14 protein-coding genes are annotated in these 16,952 nt (G+C 73.8%); 7 read left to right on the top strand and 7 right to left on the bottom strand.

Annotation, left to right across the window (positions count from 1 at the left end; genetic code table 11):
* The 3 genes from ASC60_RS07405 (at window position 1) to ASC60_RS07415 (ending at window position 6,136) form a co-directional block, all read left to right on the top strand.
* Window positions 1-2,814 carry a lysylphosphatidylglycerol synthase transmembrane domain-containing protein gene (locus ASC60_RS07405; RefSeq protein ID WP_055548023.1) on the top strand — a complete coding sequence of 938 codons (2,814 nt, stop codon included), beginning with the start codon at window positions 1-3 and terminating at the stop codon, window positions 2,812-2,814.
* Between the two features lie 72 nt (window positions 2,815-2,886).
* On the top strand, window positions 2,887-4,428 hold the full coding sequence (locus ASC60_RS07410) for an alpha/beta hydrolase (protein WP_055548025.1): 1,542 nt from the start codon (window positions 2,887-2,889) through the stop codon (window positions 4,426-4,428).
* 79 nt (window positions 4,429-4,507) lie between these two features.
* Window positions 4,508-6,136, top strand: a complete 1,629-nt coding sequence (locus ASC60_RS07415; protein WP_055548027.1) for an alpha/beta hydrolase — start codon at window positions 4,508-4,510, stop codon at window positions 6,134-6,136.
* 53 nt (window positions 6,137-6,189) lie between these two features.
* Here the strand turns inward: ASC60_RS07415 and moeZ are convergent, their stop codons facing one another.
* The 7 genes from moeZ to ASC60_RS07450 form a co-directional block, all read right to left on the bottom strand.
* A complete protein-coding gene (gene moeZ, locus ASC60_RS07420; protein WP_055548029.1) occupies window positions 6,190-7,368 on the bottom strand; it encodes an adenylyltransferase/sulfurtransferase MoeZ in 1,179 nt (392 codons plus the stop codon).
* Window positions 7,369-7,455: 87 nt separating this feature from the next.
* Entirely contained in the window at window positions 7,456-8,226 is a 771-nt protein-coding gene (locus ASC60_RS07425; RefSeq protein ID WP_370592891.1) for a spherulation-specific family 4 protein, read from the bottom strand.
* Window positions 8,214-9,239, bottom strand: a complete 1,026-nt coding sequence (locus ASC60_RS07430) for an NAD-dependent epimerase/dehydratase (protein WP_055548031.1) — start codon at window positions 9,237-9,239, stop codon at window positions 8,214-8,216. The genes ASC60_RS07425 and ASC60_RS07430 overlap by 13 nt, the downstream gene beginning before the upstream one ends.
* Window positions 9,236-10,528: a hypothetical protein gene (locus ASC60_RS42090; protein WP_063787082.1), complete on the bottom strand. Its 1,293-nt coding sequence runs from the start codon at window positions 10,526-10,528 to the stop codon at window positions 9,236-9,238. Before ASC60_RS42090 ends, ASC60_RS07430 begins: the two co-directional genes overlap by 4 nt.
* On the bottom strand, window positions 10,525-12,240 hold the full coding sequence (locus ASC60_RS07440) for a DUF3492 domain-containing protein (protein WP_063787083.1): 1,716 nt from the start codon (window positions 12,238-12,240) through the stop codon (window positions 10,525-10,527). Before ASC60_RS07440 ends, ASC60_RS42090 begins: the two co-directional genes overlap by 4 nt.
* Window positions 12,241-12,444: 204 nt before the next feature.
* Complete coding sequence (locus tag ASC60_RS07445) at window positions 12,445-13,890, bottom strand: DUF3152 domain-containing protein (protein WP_063787098.1); 1,446 nt, start codon at window positions 13,888-13,890, stop codon at window positions 12,445-12,447.
* A complete protein-coding gene (locus tag ASC60_RS07450) occupies window positions 13,883-14,962 on the bottom strand; it encodes an alpha/beta fold hydrolase (RefSeq protein ID WP_055548033.1) in 1,080 nt (359 codons plus the stop codon). The genes ASC60_RS07445 and ASC60_RS07450 overlap by 8 nt, the downstream gene beginning before the upstream one ends.
* A gap of 132 nt (window positions 14,963-15,094) precedes the next feature.
* On the opposite strand from ASC60_RS07450, the gene ASC60_RS07455 reads away from it, so the two are divergent.
* The 4 genes from ASC60_RS07455 to ASC60_RS07470 all read left to right on the top strand — a co-directional run bounded on the left by ASC60_RS07455 (window position 15,095) and on the right by ASC60_RS07470 (window position 16,911).
* Window positions 15,095-15,325, top strand: a complete 231-nt coding sequence (locus ASC60_RS07455) for a hypothetical protein (RefSeq protein WP_055548036.1) — start codon at window positions 15,095-15,097, stop codon at window positions 15,323-15,325.
* A 134-nt stretch (window positions 15,326-15,459) separates the two neighbouring features.
* Entirely contained in the window at window positions 15,460-16,101 is a 642-nt protein-coding gene (locus ASC60_RS07460) for a TetR/AcrR family transcriptional regulator (RefSeq protein WP_055548757.1), read from the top strand.
* A gap of 115 nt (window positions 16,102-16,216) precedes the next feature.
* Window positions 16,217-16,444 (top strand): DUF3107 domain-containing protein, encoded by a 228-nt coding sequence (locus tag ASC60_RS07465; RefSeq protein ID WP_055548038.1) that lies wholly within the window; start codon window positions 16,217-16,219, stop codon window positions 16,442-16,444.
* A 197-nt stretch (window positions 16,445-16,641) separates the two neighbouring features.
* Window positions 16,642-16,911 (top strand): hypothetical protein, encoded by a 270-nt coding sequence (locus ASC60_RS07470; RefSeq protein ID WP_055548040.1) that lies wholly within the window; start codon window positions 16,642-16,644, stop codon window positions 16,909-16,911.
* The last annotated feature ends 41 nt before the right edge of the window (window positions 16,912-16,952 follow it).

Genomic DNA, 16,952 nt, shown 5'->3' on the forward strand with positions numbered 1-16,952 from the left:
GTGATACGAGATCAAGAAGAGACGGCGAAGCAGCAGGGTGCGCAGCCTCCTGAAGAGGAGGCCCGCACCCCTGAGGCGCTGCCGCGCTCGGACGGCTCCGATGGCACCGACGGTCCGCACGGCCCCCAGGACCCCGGCGGCGCCGACGGCTGGGAAGAGCCGGAGGACCACGGCGGCTCCGACCGTCCGCAGGGGCACAACGAACGGGTCTCGGGCGACGAACCACTGCTCCCCGCCCGGGTCCACCGCCCCTCGGACCTGATGCGGCTGCTGCTCGGCGCGCTGGGCATCGGCATCGTCCTGGCCGTCGCGGCCTTCGCGCACGGCACCACCGCGGGATTGGAGAAGGACATCGGCCACGGCGCCAACCAGGCGCCCCCGCTGATGATCGACTTCGCGGGGCTGACGGCCAGCATCGCCGTGCTCGTCCTGCCGGTGGCGTTCGCGATCGAGCGGCTGATCAAACGGGACGGGCTGCGGATCGCGGACGGCGTCCTGGCCGCGGTCCTCGCCCACGGCATCTCCCTCGCCACCGATCTGTGGGTCGCCAGAGCCGCACCCGACTCGATCCGCGAGGCCCTCACCCAGCCCGCGCCCGGCGGCGCCCTGAGCGATCCCGTGCACGGCTATCTCGCCCCCGTCATCGCCTATATGACGGCCGTCGGCATGGCGCGCCGCCCCCGCTGGCGGGTGGCCATGTGGGGCGTGCTGCTGCTCGACGCGTTCGCGGTGCTCGTCGGCGGCTACACCACCCCGTTCTCGATCATCGTCACGGTGCTCATCGGCTGGACCGTCGCCTACGGCACGCTCTACGCCGTCGGCTCCCCCAACGTCCGGCCCACCGGCCAGCACCTGCTCGCCGGGCTGCGCCGGGTCGGCTTCAACCCGGTCAGCGCGGCGCGCGCCGAGGAGGCCGTCGACGAGCACGGCAACCACAGCGACCGGGGCCGCCGCTATATGGTCACCCTGGAGGACGGGCCGCCGCTGGACGTCACCGTGGTGGACCGCGAACAGCAGGCCCAGGGCTTCTTCTACAGCGTCTGGCAGCGGCTGACGCTGCGCACGATCACCCCGCCGCGCAGCCTCCAGTCGCTGCGCCAGGCGCTGGAGCAGGAGGCGCTGCTCGCGTACGCGGCGATCGCGGCGGGCGCCAACGCGCCGAAGCTGATCGCCACCTCCGAGCTGGGCCCGGACGCCGTGATGCTGGTCTACGAGCACATCGGCGGCCGCCCCCTGCACGCCCTGCCCGACCAGGCGATCACCGATGAGCTGCTGGCCGGGGCCTGGCACCAGGTGCAGGCGCTCCAGTCGCGGCGCATCGCCCACCGGCGGCTGGACAGCGACGCCCTGCTGATCGACCGCTCCGGCGCGGTCATCCTGACGGATCTGAGCGGCGGCGAGATCGCGGCCGGTGACGTGGTGCTGCGGATGGACATCGCGCAGCTGCTGACCACCCTGGGGCTGCGGGTGGGCGCCGAGCGCTCCGTGTCCGCCGCGGTCGACGTCATCGGCCCGGACGCGGTCGCCGACAGCCTCCCCCTGCTGCAGCCCCTCGCCCTGGGCCGGGCCACCCGGGCGACGCTGCGCCAGCTCGCCCGGGAGCGCGCCCAGCGGCAGCGGGAAGCGGTGCTGGAGGCGTCCCGGGCCGCCAAGGAGGCCAGGGCGCGGGAGGCCGAGGAGGCGCAGGAGGCGGCCCGGGGCGAGGCCGACGACGGGCGCAGGGCCGAACCGGCCGTCAGCGACCGCAAGACGGCCAAGGCCGAGAAGCAGGCCGAGAAGCGGGCGCTCGACGAGGCCCTGGAGGAGGCCCGCGAGGAGGATCTGCTCGCCCAGATCCGCCGCCAGGTGCTGCTGGTGCGGCCGCAGGCGCCGATCGAGCCGGTGCGGCTGGAGCGCATCAAGCCGCGCACCCTGGTCAGCTTCTGCGCGGGCGCCTTCGCCGCGTACTTCCTGCTGTCCCAGTTCACCCACCTCAAGCTGGGCGCCCTGGTCGGCGAGGCCAACTGGATCTGGGTGGTGTTCGCGCTCCTCTTCTCCGCGCTCACCTATATCGCCGCGGCCCTGAGCCTGCTCGGCTTCGTCCCCGAGAAGGTGCCCTTCGGGCGCACGGTGCTCGCCCAGGTCGCCGCCTCGTTCGTGAAGCTGGTGGCCCCCGCGGCGGTCGGCGGCGTCGCCCTCAACGCCCGCTTCCTGCAGCGCGCGGGAGTGCGGTCCGGGCTCGCGGTGGCCAGCGTCGGCGCCTCGCAGCTGTTCGGTCTGGCCAGCCACATCGTGCTGCTGGCCATCTTCGGCTACATCACCGGCACCGAGCGCACCCCGACGCTCTCACCGTCCCGGACCGTGATCGCCGGGCTGCTGACGGGCGCCGTGCTGACCCTCGTGGTCACCGCGGTGCCCGCCCTGCGCAAGTTCGTCTCCACCCGGGTGCGGTCGCTGTTCGCGGGCGTCGTACCGCGCATGCTGGACGTGCTCCAACGGCCCCGGAAGCTGCTCGCCGGCATCGGCGGCATGCTGCTGCTGACCGCGGCCAACGTGATGTGCCTCGACGCGTCGATCCGCGCGTTCGGCGGCGAGCTGAGCTACGCGAGCATCGCGGTCGTCTTCCTCGCGGGCAACGCCCTGGGGTCGGCCGCGCCCACCCCGGGCGGCGTCGGCGCCGTCGAGGCCGCCCTGATCGCCGGACTCACCTTCGCCGGGCTGCCGTACGAGACGGCCGCGCCCGCGGTGCTGCTGTTCCGGCTGATGGTCTTCTGGCTGCCGGTGCTGCCCGGCTGGGTGGCGTTCACCCACCTCACCCGCCGGGAGTCGCTGTAGACCCGCCGGTCGTCATACGGCCTCACCCGTACGCCCGCGCTGTGCGCGCGCTACCCCGCCGGGGCCCGCAGGATGGCGGTACGCCGCCACCCAGGGAGAGCCGCCGTGTCCCGACCCCTGCGCACCGGTGCGCTGTCCGCCGCCGCCCTGCTGCTCGCCGCCACCGCCGGATGCGGCGGCGACCCCGGCCGGCCGGACACCACCGCGAGCCAGAAGCTCCACTGGGCCGCCTGCCCCGTCCCCTCCGACAGCGAGGACGGGGCGACCACCAAGGCCCCGGGCCGGGAGTGGCAGTGCGCCACCCTGCACGTCCCGCTCGACTACAGCAAACCGCGCGGCGCCACCATCGGCATCGCGATGATCCGCGCCAAGGCCACAGGACCGGGCAGGCGGATCGGCTCCCTGATCTTCAACTTCGGTGGCCCCGGCGGCTCCGGCGTCACCACGCTCCCCGCCCTCGCGGGCACCTACAAGCAGCTGCGCACCCGCTATGACCTGGTCAGCTTCGATCCGCGCGGGGTCGGCCGCAGCAAGGGGGTGCGCTGTCTCGGCAACCGGCAGCTCGACGCCTTCTACGCGGCCGACGCCACCCCGGACGACTCCGCCGAGGTGACCTCCCTGCTGCACCGGGCCAAGGGCTACACCGCCGGGTGCGAGAAGCGGTCCGGTGCGGTGCTCCCGTACGTCGGCACCACCAACGCCGCCCGCGACATGGAGGTGATGCGCCGCGTCCTCGGCGACCGCGAGCTGCACTACTTCGGCGTCTCCTACGGCACCGAACTGGGCGGCGTCTACGCCCATCTGTACCCCAAGAAGGTGGGCCGGGCGCTGTTCGACGGGGTCGTGGACCCCGCCCAGGACCCCGAGCAGGGCGCCCTCGGCCAGGCGAAGGGGTTCCAGCTGGCACTGGGCGACTACCTGAAGGGGTGCCGCCCCACCGCCGGGGCCGGCTGCCCGACCCAGGCACGGATCCAGGCGCTGCTGAAGCGCCTGGACCGGCATCCGGTGGCGGGCAGCGGCAACCGGAAGCTCACCCAGTCGCTGGCCGACGGAGGCATCGCGCAGTCCCTGTACTCACGGGACTTCTGGCCGTACCTCACCCAGGCGATCGCGGCCGCCCAGCAGGGCGACGGCGGGATCCTGCTGGCCCTGGGCGACGCCATGAACGGGCGCGGCGAGAACGGCGACTACAGCACCCTGCAGTCCTCGCTCAACGCCGTCACCTGCGCCGACTTCAAACAGCGCTACAGCCTGGCCGACATCCGGCGGAAGCTGCCCGCCTTCCGCCAGGCGTCCCCGGTGTTCGGCGACTTCATGGCCTGGAGCCTCACCCAGTGCACCGGCTGGCCCGTCCGCGGCGCCTGGACCACCCCCGATGTCAGCGCCCGCGGCGCCGCCCCCATCCTCATCGTCGGCAATACCGGCGACCCGGCCACGCCGTACGCCGGGGCACGGAAGATGGCCGACGAACTCGGGCCCGGGGTCGGCGTCCAACTCACCTACAAGGGCGAGGGACACGGGGCGTACGACAGCGGCAGCCGCTGTGTGCGCACGACCGTGAACGCCTATCTGCTGAACGGCCGCGTGCCGGAGAACGGCAAGGTCTGCACCTAGCCGCGCCGCCGCCGCCGTGACGGTATGGACAACAAGCGCGCACACTCCCGCTCATACCATCCTCATAGGATCACCGACCATGTCGAGTTCCCTCCGCACCATACGGACCAGGGCGCTGGTCTCCGCGACCGCCGTGGCCGCCCTCCTCGCCGTCGCGGGCTGCGACGGCCAGGGGAAGGACCGGGGGAAGGCGTCGGCCACCCCGACGCCCGGCTCCTCCTCCAGCGCCCCGGCCACCGCCCCGGCCGCGCCCCCGGGCTCCTCCGGCCTGCCCCGCTCCCTCACGGGCCAGAAGCCGCGCTGGAAGGAGTGCGCGGCGCCCACCGCGCGGCAGGGCACCGGCAAGGCGCCGGGCGGCGACTGGGAGTGCGCCGGCCTCACCGTGCCGCTGGACTGGGCGAAGCCGGACGCAGAGACCATCGATCTGGCCATGATCCGCGCGAAGGCCACAGGACCGGGGAAGCGGATCGGCTCCCTGGTGTTCAATTTCGGCGGCCCCGGCGGCTCCGGCGTTTCCTCCCTGCCCGGTTTCAGCGGGGATTACGGAAAACTGCGCGCACGCTATGACCTGGTGAGCTTCGATCCGCGCGGGGTCGGCGAAAGCGAGGGCGTGACCTGCCGGAGCGACAAGGAGATCGACGCCGCGGAGGCGGTCGACGGCACTCCGGACGACGCCGCCGAGATCAAGGCGGCGACCGCGGACGCGCGGAAATACATCGCCGGATGCGAAAGGCGCTCCGGGAAGGTGCTCCCCCATGTGGACACCGTCAGCGCCGCCCGGGACATGGACCTCATGCGGCAGGTGCTCGGGGACCGGAAACTGTCGTATTTCGGCATCTCCTACGGCACCGAACTCGGCGGCGTCTACGCCCATCTGTACCCGCGGCATGTGGCGCGCGCGGTCCTCGACGCCGTGGTCGACCCGTCCGCGGACACCGAACAGGGCTCCCTCGCCCAGGCCAGGGGGTTCCAGCTGGCGCTGGACAACTACCTCCGGGACTGCGCCCGGAAGGGGCTCGCCTGCCCGGTCGGCGACGATCCCGAGGCGGGCGCCGAGAAGATCGTCACGCTGCTGAAGAAACTCGACAAGAATCCGCTGGAGACCGACAGCGGCCGCAAGCTCACGGAGGGCGGGGCGCTCGGCGGTATCGCCGCCGCGCTGTACTCCGAGGACAGCTGGAAATATCTGACGCTGGGCCTTCAGGAAGCGCTGACGCTCGGCAAGGGCAATCTGCTGCTCGCGATGTCGGATTCGATGTCCGGCCGCGACGAAAAGGGCCGCTACAGCAATATCAACGCGGCCAATGCGGCGATCAACTGCGCCGACGAGAAGAAGCGCTACACGGTGAGCGATGTGAAGGAGCGGCTGCCGCGGTTCCGCGAGGCGTCGAAGGTCTTCGGCGACTATCTCGCCTGGTCCCTGCTCGCCTGCACCGGCTGGCCGGTCGACGGCAGGACGGACACCCCGGACGTGAGCGCCGAGGGCTCCGCGCCGGTCCTCGTCGTCGGCAACACCGGCGACCCGGCCACCCCGTACGCGGGGGCCCGCACGATGGCCCGCGAACTCGGCCGGGGCGTGGGCGTCGAGGTCACGTACCGGGGGCAGGGCCATGGCGCGTACAACAGCGGCAACGCCTGCATGACGAAGACCGTCAACGCCTATCTGCTCGACGGGAAGGTGCCCGCGAGCGGCAAGACCTGCGGATGAGGGCCCGGACCGCTGGTGCGGCGGTCCGGGCCCTCTCGTTCGGTGAACCGGCGTCAGTAGACCGGCTTGTCGGGCTCGATCTGGTTGACCCAGCCGATCACGCCGCCGCCCACGTGGACGGCGTCGGAGAAGCCCGCGTTCTTCAGAACGGCCAGGACTTCCGCGGATCGGACACCCGTCTTGCAATGCAAGACGATCTTCTTGTCCTGCGGCATGTCCTGGAGGGCTGTGCCCATCAGGAACTCGTTCTTCGGGATCAGCCGGGCGCCCGGGATCGAGACGATCTCGTACTCGTTCTGCTCACGGACATCGATGATGTCGATGGCCTCGCCGTCGTCGATCCACTCCTTGAGCTGCTTGGGAGTGATCGTAGAACCGGCCGCCGCCTCCTGGGCCTCGTCCGAGACGACACCGCAGAAGGCCTCGTAGTCGATGAGCTCCTTGACCGTGGCGTTCGGGCCGCAGACCGCGCAGTCCGGGTCCTTGCGGACCTTGACCTGCCGGTAGCTCATCTCCAGGGCGTCGTAGATCATCAGGCGGCCGACCAGCGGGTCGCCCGCGCCGGTGAGCACCTTGATGGCCTCGGTGACCTGGATGGAGCCGATGGACGCGCACAGCACGCCCAGGACCCCGCCCTCGGCGCAGGAGGGGACCATGCCGGGCGGCGGGGGCTCCGGGTACAGGCAGCGGTAGCACGGGCCGTGCTCGGACCAGAAGACGGACGCCTGGCCGTCGAACCGGTAGATCGAACCCCATACGTACGGCTTGTTCAGCAGCACGCACGCGTCGTTGACCAGGTAGCGGGTGGCGAAGTTGTCCGTACCGTCGACGATCAGGTCGTACTCGGAGAAGATCTCCATCACGTTGTCGGCCTCGAGGCGGCCCTCGTGCAGCACGACGTTCGTGTAGGGGTTGATGCCGAGGACGGTGTCCCGCGCGGACTCCGCCTTGGAGCGGCCGATGTCCGCCTGGCTGTGGATGATCTGGCGCTGCAGGTTGGACTCGTCGACCTCGTCGAACTCGACGATGCCGAGGGTGCCCACACCGGCGGCGGCGAGGTACATGAGGGCGGGCGAGCCGAGACCGCCCGCGCCCACACAGAGCACCTTGGCGTTCTTCAGCCGCTTCTGGCCCTCCATACCGACATCCGGGATGATCAGATGGCGTGAGTACCTGCGGACCTCGTCGACGGTGAGCTCGGCAGCCGGCTCGACCAGGGGTGGCAGCGACACGGGGACTCCGTAGTAAGTAGGAGCGGGAGCGGTTCACCCCCGCGTGAGCGGGGAGGTTGTCTTCTCGTAACACTGCCACGCCCCATCTCATTCCATGACACACGGTCCGATGCGCGAGACGATGTCGTCCCAGTGTCCGGGCAGCGTCTCCCACAGGGCGGCGGAGCCCGCGCGCTGTCCCGGCCGGGCCGTGCGGTCCGTGAAGAAGACCGTGCCCGCCCCCTGCCAGCGGGCGATGCGCAGCGCCTCGTCCAGATGCGGCCGGGGCACCCCGTGCACCAGATGGCAGAACCGCTCGGGCGGATAGCCCGCCGTCCACTCCGCGACCTGGGACCAACGGTAGTCGGCCCACCTGCCGCGGAAGGTCACCAGCTGGTCGGCGATCTCCGCGTACTCCTGGTACGGATGGGTGTCCTGGCCCAGCACCGTGTACGCCCGGCCGCGCAGCGCCCGCAGCGTGGTGACGATCCGGCGGACCTCCGCCAGGCCCGGGCGCTCCGAGGGGCAGCGGTCCAGATAGAAGCCGTCGGGCCGGTACCAGTCCAGGTAGCGGCCCGCGTCCGCGACCACCTCGCCGAAGGGGCGGGTGCCGAACCTCACGTCCAGCCGCCCCAGCACCGTTACGCCCGCGGCACGCAGCCGGGCCACCGCGGCGGCGCAGTACGGGTCCGGGCACGAGCCGGGGCCGCGCGCGACGTCCAGGACCGCCCAGTGCACCGGGGTGCCGGGGCGGGTCAGCTCACCCCATTCGGCCGGTGCCACCAGGGGGTGCCCCCAGCCCGGCACCCCCAGGCCGAGACCGGCGGCGGGCGGCGGCGCCGGTCCTGGCCGGGGCCCCGGGGAGGTCAGATGCGACACGCGGCCTCCATCCAGATGTCGGCCAGGGACTCCTCCAGCGGGATGCGGGAGCGCCAGCCGAGCCGGTCGCGCGCGGTGCGCACATCGGCCTGCTGCCAGCTGCCGCAGCCGTCCGGGTAGGGGTACGCGGTGGCACCGCCGTGCTCCGCCGGTCCGGGGGCGTGACCGGGGGCGTGCGGGGTGGGCACCGGAGCGTGACCGGGGGCGTGCGCGGGGGCCGGGATATGGGCGGCCGGGTGCAGCGGATTCCGCCCGGGCGGGACGTCGACCTCGTGCAGGGTGCCGCCGAAGCCCGCCACCCGGGCCAGCACGGAGGCCGCCTCCCGCAGCCGGACGGCGCGCCCGGTGCCGATGTTGACGACGCCCTGGGCGGCCGACAGCGAGGCCGCGTGCACCGCCCGCGCCACGTCCCGTACGTCCACGAAGTCCCGCTGCACCCCCAGGCCGCTCAGCTTCAGCTCGCTGTCCCCGGACTGCATCGCGCGCCGCATCGTCTCGGCGAGCCGCCCGAGCGGGGATCCGGCCGGGGTGCCGGGCCCGACCGGCGAGAAGACCCGCAGCACCACCGCGTCCAGACCGGAGCCGAGCACCAGCTCGGTCGCGGCCAGCTTGCTCACGCCGTACGGACCGCCGGGGCGCGGCACGGCGTCCTCGGCGGTGGACGAGCCGGGCTGCGAGGGCCCGTACTCGGAGGAGCAGCCGATCTGGACGAGCCGGGCGCCGCAGCCGCTGCGGCGCAGCGATTCGCAGACGGTCGCGACGGCCACGGTGTTGTGCCGGGTCAGCTCGCGGGCGCCGCCGCGGGTCGCGCCCGCACAGTTGATCACCACACCGGGGTGGACCGCGTTCAGGAAGCGGGTGAGCGCGCCGGGGCTGCCGTTGGACAGGTCGAACCGCACGTCGGCGTCGTCGCCGCGGCCGAGCGCGGTGAGCTGGACGGCGGGGTCGGCCAGCAGGTGTTCGGCGACGTAGCGGCCCAGGTAGCCGCCGGAGCCGAGCAGCAGGACTCTCATCGTCGTGCCTCCCCGGGGGTGGCGTGTGGGGCGGTCGTCTCGTCGCTCATGGCTGTGCTCCTCGCAGGGATGGGAAAGGGAGACGTGATCTGCGTGATCGGTGTGGGGGGCGTGGTGGGGGCGGTGTGGGCCGAGGCGCGGGACAGCGCGGCGCACGCGTACACCAGCAGCGCGAGCGCGGCGGTCCCGCAGGCCACGGCGGGTACGGCGGCCGTGCCATGGGCGGCGGCCAGCCGCCGCACCGGCTCGCCGAGCGCCGCGCCGCCCGGCAGCCGGGCGGCCCCGGCGATGGCCGGCCCGGCGGCCTCGGCCACGCAGGCCACGGCGGTGCCGAGGGCCGCGGCGGCGCGGAAGCCGTGGACGGTGAGCAGCCGGGCGGCGAACAGCAGAGCGGCCAGCGCACCGGTGCCCGCCTCGGCGACGGGGTCAGGAGTGGCGCCGGGCACCGTCAGCCGGGCCGTGAGCACCAGCGGCGGCAGGGCGAGCAGGAAGGCCAGGACGGTGGCCGCGCACAGCGGCCGGACCCCCGCCGCGAACTCGTCCAGCCCGCTGCTCGCGGCCAGCCTGCGGCCCGCCCGTACGGCGAACCAGCGGGCCAGCCACGCGGCGGGAGCGACGGCGAGGCCGAGGACGACGGCGGCCTCGCAGGCCACCGCCGGGTCGTACGGGCCCGTACGGCCGGTGAGCCCGGTCAGCAGCCAGTCGCCGCAAGCGGCGTAGGCGAGCAGCCACCCTGTGCGCAGCGCTTCCGGCAGGCCCGCCCACCGGCTCGCGCACCGCGCACCGCGCCCGGCGGTGCCGAGCGGGCCCCGGCGCAGGCAGGGCCACAGCGCGCCCGCCGTCAGGACGGCACCGGCCGCGCCGACCGCGACGGCCCCTGCCCGGTACGCACCGGCGACGGTCGCCGCGGCCAGCGCACCGGGCAGCAGCCAGAGCAGTCCGAGCGCCGCCCGCACGCCCCGGGGCCGGGCCGGCGCGGCCTCGCCGGGCCGCGCGTCGTCCCCGGTGTCGCCGTCGCGCGGGACCCGGGCGTACAGCTCCTCGGCGAGCGAGAAGACGTCGCGGTGCCGGAAGCGGGCGGCGGTGCGGTCGGTCACCCCGTGGGCCTCAAGGCCGGCGGCGATCTCCAGCGGGTCGACGGCCCGGGCGCACAGCTCGCGGTGGCGGTGCATCAGCGCCCGCACCGGATCCACCGAGCCGCGCCGCGCCTTCGCGCCCCGCTCATGGGCGGACGCCGGGGCGCTCGGCTGTTCACGGCGCCCCCCGGACGTGCCCGTGGGCCCGGTCACGCGCCCTCCTCGGACAGGGCGGCCAGGGGCTGCCGCGGTGCCGGTCCGGGCCCTGCCCAGCGGGGGGTGCGCGCGAGGTGCCGGCCCGCGGTCCAGCGGCCCGGGACGCGGGCCTCGGCCGGGCGGGCGAACGGCAGGGGCGCGCCGTCCGCGCCGACCTCCTCGCGGCGCACCGGGCAGTGCGACATCAGCTCCAGGTAGATGCCCCGGAAGGCGACCACGTTCTGCTCGGCGGTGAAGAGTTCCAGCGCCCGGGCGCGCGCGGCGGCGCCCAGGCGGGCGCGGCGCTCGGGGTCGCGCAACAGCGCGAGGCACGCGTCGGCGAGCGCCCGGGGGTTGCGCGGCGGCACCACCAGACCGGTGCCGCCGATGGCCTCGCAGACGGCACCCGCGTCGGTCGAGACCGTGGCCCGGCCGCAGAACATCGCCTCGACCAGCCCCACCGGGAACCCCTCGACCACGCTGGACAGCACGACGACCGAACCCGCCGCGTACGCGTCCGCGAGGGTCGGCACCTCGGGGTCGCCGACGCGCTCGAAGGAGACCGGATTGTCGCCGGGCGTATGGGCGTTCGCGGCCTCGTCGGGGAAGAGGTGGGCGGCCAGCCCGCGGCAGTGGGCCGGGTAGCCGCCACCGGACGGGCCGTCGCCGGGCCGGGTCTCGATGACGCGCAGCCGCGTGTCCGGCCGCCACCGCCGCACCTCGGCGAAGGCGTGCAGCAGCGCGACGACGTCCTTGGCGGGTTCGAGCCGCCCCACCCACACCAGCGTCCGGTCGTCCGCTCCCCCGGCCGCCGCGCCACCCTCGCCGACCTCCGCGAAGCGGGCGGCGTCCATCCCGGGATGGACGGTGCGCAGCCGCTCCGGGTCGGCTCCGCACCGCTCCTGCCAGCGGCGGGCGTGCGTATTGCCGGGGGTGATGAGCGCGGCCCGCGCGTACGCCTCGGCGGCCAGCCTCCCCTGGAAGGCGGCCAGCAGGGCGCGGACCGGACCGGAGCGCTCGTCGCGGCCGGGCGGGCGCCGCAGATAGTGCTCGCGCAGCCGTACGCCGTACTCGGTGACCAGCAGCGGCGTGCCGAAACGGCGCTCGGCCAGCAGTCCCGGGAGCGCGGCCACGCCGCCCGACGTCGCGTGGCACAGGTCCACACCGGACAGCCCCGGGTCGCGGCCGCCGCCGTACCAGTCGAGCGACAGCGGGCGCAGCGCCCGCTCCAGCGCCTCGGTCACGGCCAGCAGGTCGGCGACCCGCGCCCGGTGGGCGGCGCGCGGCGCGCCGGGGGTGTGGCAGGCGCGCTCCAGGGTGCGGACGGCTTCCTCGGAGCGGAGCGCGGCGGGCAGCCCGCCGGTGTCCCGGGCGAGGTCGGCGAGGCCGTGGAGACCGCTGGCGAAACGGTCCGCCTGGGCGCCGTCCGGACCGCCCGGCACGCTGATCGCCACCGTCAGGTCCCCGAAGTGCTCGGCGAACCGCCGCCGCTGCCGCCGCCCGTACGACCGCCGCCGCCCGGCCGGTTCGCCCCACAGCGGCGCGGTGCGCACCCGTCGCACCTGCCCGGGCAGCTCCGTCCGGCCCCCGGCCTCCTGACGGGCGTCGCGGCTCAGCGCGTAGACCTCGAAGTCGTGCTGGTCCAGCCCGCGCACCAGCCGGTCGCACCACACCAGCGCCTCACCGGTCGCATACGGGTACCCACCCTCCGTAAGCAGTCCCACGCGCATGAGCGCACCCCCGATCTCCCCTGTGGGCAAGCCGTCATGCCGCGGTTCGGCACGTCGGGCAGCGGGAGCACGTTATGCGCGCATGGCCGTGGCGCGACGGACGGTTGTCCATCGCGCCACCGGAAGGGGTGAACGCCCGTGACCTTCCTGGATTTCAGGCGTTGTCGGGCGCTATAACGGGCGCGAGCCCCTGAGGATCGGGGATCAGCCCTTGGGGAACGGCCAGGCGTTGGGGCGGCACGTCACGCCGTCCGTCGCCAGGAACTTGGTCTGCTGCATCATCACCGGGGCGAGCGCGCCCTGCCTGGTGCACGTCTCGTGGTTGTGCCCGAGCCGGTGCCCGACCTCGTGGTTGATGAGCATCTGGCGGTATTCGTACATCTTGTCGTCGCCGAACGTACGGGCGCCCTGCGCCCACCGATAGGCGTTGATCATGACGCGCTGGGTGGACGCCGAGTCGCACGAGACGTTGTCCTCGGTCGTGTCGAGACCGGACTTCCGGCACCACACCGCGGTGGTGCCGGGGCTCGCCAGGGTGATGACGAAGTCGGGGCGTCCGGAGGAGACCCGCTCGAAGGTGCGGGTGCCGCCGTGGCCCCAACTGCGGTCGTCGTTGAGCGTCTTGTGCACCGCCTCGGCGAACAGCGAGCCGTCGAGCGGCAGCCCCTTTTCGATGTCCACCCGGTAGCGCAGGATCTGGCCCGTGCCGGGCGCCTTGTCCTGCCCGGGGACGGTCGTGAAGGCGCCCGAGCCCTTGAGCTTCGGATCGAGCGGATACAGGGCGGCCATCTTCTGTTGGTACGTGGCGAGTTCGGGGCTCGCGGAAGCGGACGGGGTGCCCCGGCCGTCCGTACGGGACGACGCTCCCCCGTCGCCGCGCTCCGGCCCGCCCTTGGACTGCGCCTTGCTGTCGCTCTGCGGGCCGCCTCCCACCTGCCCGGCCACCACGACGGCCAGCACGGTGGTCACGGCCGCCGCGGCGACACCGGTGAACGTACGCCCCTTGCCGCCCTTGCCGGCCTCTCGCGCGCCCTTGCCCTCGGGGTCGGGGCCGTCGGCCCCGGGGAGCCCGTCGGACGGCGAGGCGGTGCCCGGTCTGCCGGGGCCGCCGGGACCCCCGGGGCCGCCGCCGGCGCTCCCGCGGTCGTCGTCGGCCCCCGCGCCGGGGCGGGTACGGCGCGGCGCCGGCACCGTGCCGGGCGCACCGGCGGCGAAGGCGTCCTCGCCGGCGGTCTCCGGGGTCTCGGTGGTGTCGAACGCCTCCAGGTACTCCTTGCGCGGCCCGGGCATCAGCCCGCCCGCGCCGCCCCCGGGCGCACCACCGGCGGCGGAGCCGCCGGGGCGCTGCGGCGCGTTCATGGTGGCGGTGCCGAAGGCGCTCCAGCCACCGCCCGTCTCACGCTGCGCGGGGCGTCCGGGCGGCCCGGAGGGCCCGGGGTGGCCGGAGGGCCCGGGGTGGCCGCCCCTGGAGCGCGGCGGCGAGGCCGGTCCGTGGGCGGTCCGCGGGATGCCCTGCGGCGGCGTCACGCCCGGGTCCTGGGCGCCGGGCGCCGCCGAGCGCCGCCGACGCCCCGCACCGGGGCCGGAATCCGCCTCGGTGGACCCGGGATCCCGGTCCTCCTGGCTGCCCCGTGCGCTGTGCTTACCCACGCGCCGCACCGCTCCCGTCCGCTCCGGGCACCGGTACCCCCCGTGTCTTCCGGCTGTCCCGTCCGTCTGTCGCTTGTTGTTCGTGTCTCAGGTCGACGGCCCGCCCGCCGGCGGCTCGTCCCTCGACGTCGTCGAGCAGTTCGCGCATGCCGCGCGCCACCGCTCCGGGGTACTCCATCATCGCCACATGTCCGGCGTCCAACAGCGTCAACAGACGCGAGTCGCGGAAGGTTGCGCTCGCCCTGCGGGCCATGCGGATGGACACCAACTGGTCGCGCATCCCGTAGACGAGGAGCGTGGGCGCGAGGACCCGCTCGGCCTGCCGCCACAGCGAGTGCTGGCCGCCGAGGGCGTAGGAGTCGACCAGGCCGCGCGCCGAACGCGCGAGCGCGTCCCAGAAGTACGGGAGCGCGAGCCGCCGCTCGTACTCCTCGACCGCCAGCGCGAAGTCCTCCTGGGTGACCTGCCCGGGGTCGCCGTAGGTGAGCGCCAGCAGCTCCCGGGTGCGCCGCTCCGCGTCCCAGTCGCGGGTCGCGCGGCTGAAGAGGCGGGTCGCCCCGGGGATCGCGAGCAGCCCCGTGGGCACCGCGGTGCGCTGCGGGCGCCGCTCGGGCAGCGCGGGCGAGACCAGGGTGAGGCTGCGCACCAGGTCCGGCCGCACGGCCGCGACGCGGATGGCGACCGTGCCACCCATGGAGTTCCCGGCCAGATGCACCGGGGCGCGGCCGCTCGCGTCGAGGTGGCGGATGACGGCCCGGGCGTGGCCGGATATGGAGTAGTCGCCGTCGTCGGGCGGCGGGGAGTCGCCGAATCCGGGCAGGTCGGGGGCCTCGATGTCCAGCCGGTCGGCGAGCTGTTCCATCAGCGGCGACCAGTTCTGCGAACATCCGCCCAGCCCGTGGAGAAACACCGCGGGCGGCAGGCCTGAAACCACGGGCGGACGGGTACGCACGTTCAGCGTGAGACCGGGCAGGCTGGTGGTGCGGAGCTTTTCACCCGCCCCGACCCGCACGGGCCGCGCTGGGGACACCGCGGCGACGATGCGGGCTTCCGGCGGCTCGGTCGAAGACATGCCGCAATGTTACGAGACGATCACATGGCTGACCGTGTGTTCACGCTCACAGACCACGTAGCGTCCGAAAGTGACCTCTCCTAGGCTCGTACATACACAGAGGCGATCATCTGCCTCTGGGAAGGGGAGTACATGACCGTCGATCCGAGCGACCCCGAGACCTTCACGAACGCCCTCGAGAACAACGACGACCCCGCCCTCCGCAGCGTCGAGGCCCCCGAGGCGGACGCCGCTGAACAGCACCATGACCTCGTCCCCCACCGCGACGACCCTCGGACCGCCGACGAACCGCTGGAGGCCAATGAGGCCGACCGCGCGGAGCAGGCCCGGGTCGTCGAGGAGAACGAGGAGGACTACCGATGACCAGCACCCTTTGTGGGCTTTCATAGTGTCCAGTCCGTGAAAATCTCCGCACGGACGGCGCGCGGCCCTGTTACCCAAAAGTACGATGGCGGGCGCGGTGGACACCGTGCTCGGAACATTCAATGGGAGGCGGCGTGACAGCCATCGAGCAGACCGAGGCGCGCCCGCGGGGTACGCGCCTGCCGCGCCGAGCCCGACGCAATCAGCTCCTGGGGGCCGCCCAGGAGGTCTTTGTCGCACAGGGCTACCACGCGGCCGCGATGGACGACATCGCCGAGCGTGCGGGAGTCAGCAAGCCCGTGCTCTACCAGCACTTCCCGGGCAAGCTGGAGCTGTATCTCGCCCTGCTCGACCAGCACTGCGACGCCCTGCTGCAGGCGGTCCGCACCGCGCTCGCCTCGACCACCGAGAACAAGCAGCGGGTGGCCGCCACCATGGACGCCTACTTCGCGTACGTCGAGGAGGAGGGCGGCGCCTTCCGGCTCGTCTTCGAGTCCGACCTCACCAACGAGCCCGCCGTGCGCGAGCGCGTGGACCGGGTCTCGCTCCAGTGCGCCGAGGCCATCAGCGAGGTCATCGCGGAGGACACCGGGCTGTCCAAGGACGAGTCCATGCTGCTGGCCGTCGGCCTCGGCGGCGTCTCCCAGGTCGTCGCCCGCTACTGGCTCTCCAGCGGCAGCGCCGTCCCCCGGGACACCGCTATGCAGTTGCTCACCTCGCTCGCCTGGCGCGGTATCGCGGGCTTCCCGCTGCACGGAGCGGAGAGCGGGACGTAAGGCCTGTTCGCTGCGGGCTTGGCCCGCGCCGCCCAGCGGGCCCGGTTCCCGGGCTAATGTGTGCTGCGTACAGCGCGGACGCCGCGCACCAACTGACCGTCGGAGGGACAAGGCCGTGGAGGTCAAGATCGGCGTGCAGCACGCGCCCCGCGAGATCACCTTGGAGAGCGGGCAGTCTGCCGAGGATGTCGAGCGTGCGGTGGCCGCCGCGCTCGCTGGCAAGGCGCAGGTGCTGAGCCTGTCGGACGAACACGGCCGCAAGGTCCTGGTTCCGGCCGACCGTCTCGCCTACGTCGAGATCGGCGAGCCGAGCACCCGTAAGGTCGGCTTCAGCGCTCTCTGAGCGGATCACGCGCAACGGCGGCGGGGCCCGGTGGGATTTCTCTCACCGGGCCCCGCCGCCGTCGTGCGCCGTCGCGCCGCGGCCCGCTCTCCCGATCCCCCTCGATCAGGGTTGCCCCCGCCTGGCCCCGGGTAGGACCGGCACGACCGACGCGTGATCACGCTTCGGTCCCGATCCGCTCACGGGAAGGACGCGCCATGATCTTCTGGGAGGCGCTCGGCTCGGCACTGATCGGTCTCGCCATCGCGTACGGGGCGAGTCACCGGCTGTCCCGCCGACTGCCCGCCACGCCCCTCGTCCTGTCCACCGGCCCCGCCGCCGCGTTCTTCGGCGCGATGATCGCCCACACCGTGCTGGGCTCGGGCCACTCGGCGGTCGTGCTGATGGTCGCGCTCGGCTTCGCCGCCGCCCTGCTGTCGCTGCTCGTCCGGCCCCGGGCCGGACGCCGCCGGTCGGTCCCGGCCTGAAGCCACGGCTCAGGCACGGCCCGCCGAGGCGCGGTGCGCGA

This window comes from Streptomyces sp. NBRC 110028 (genome assembly GCF_001417735.1).
Classification (GTDB): domain Bacteria; phylum Actinomycetota; class Actinomycetes; order Streptomycetales; family Streptomycetaceae; genus Streptomyces.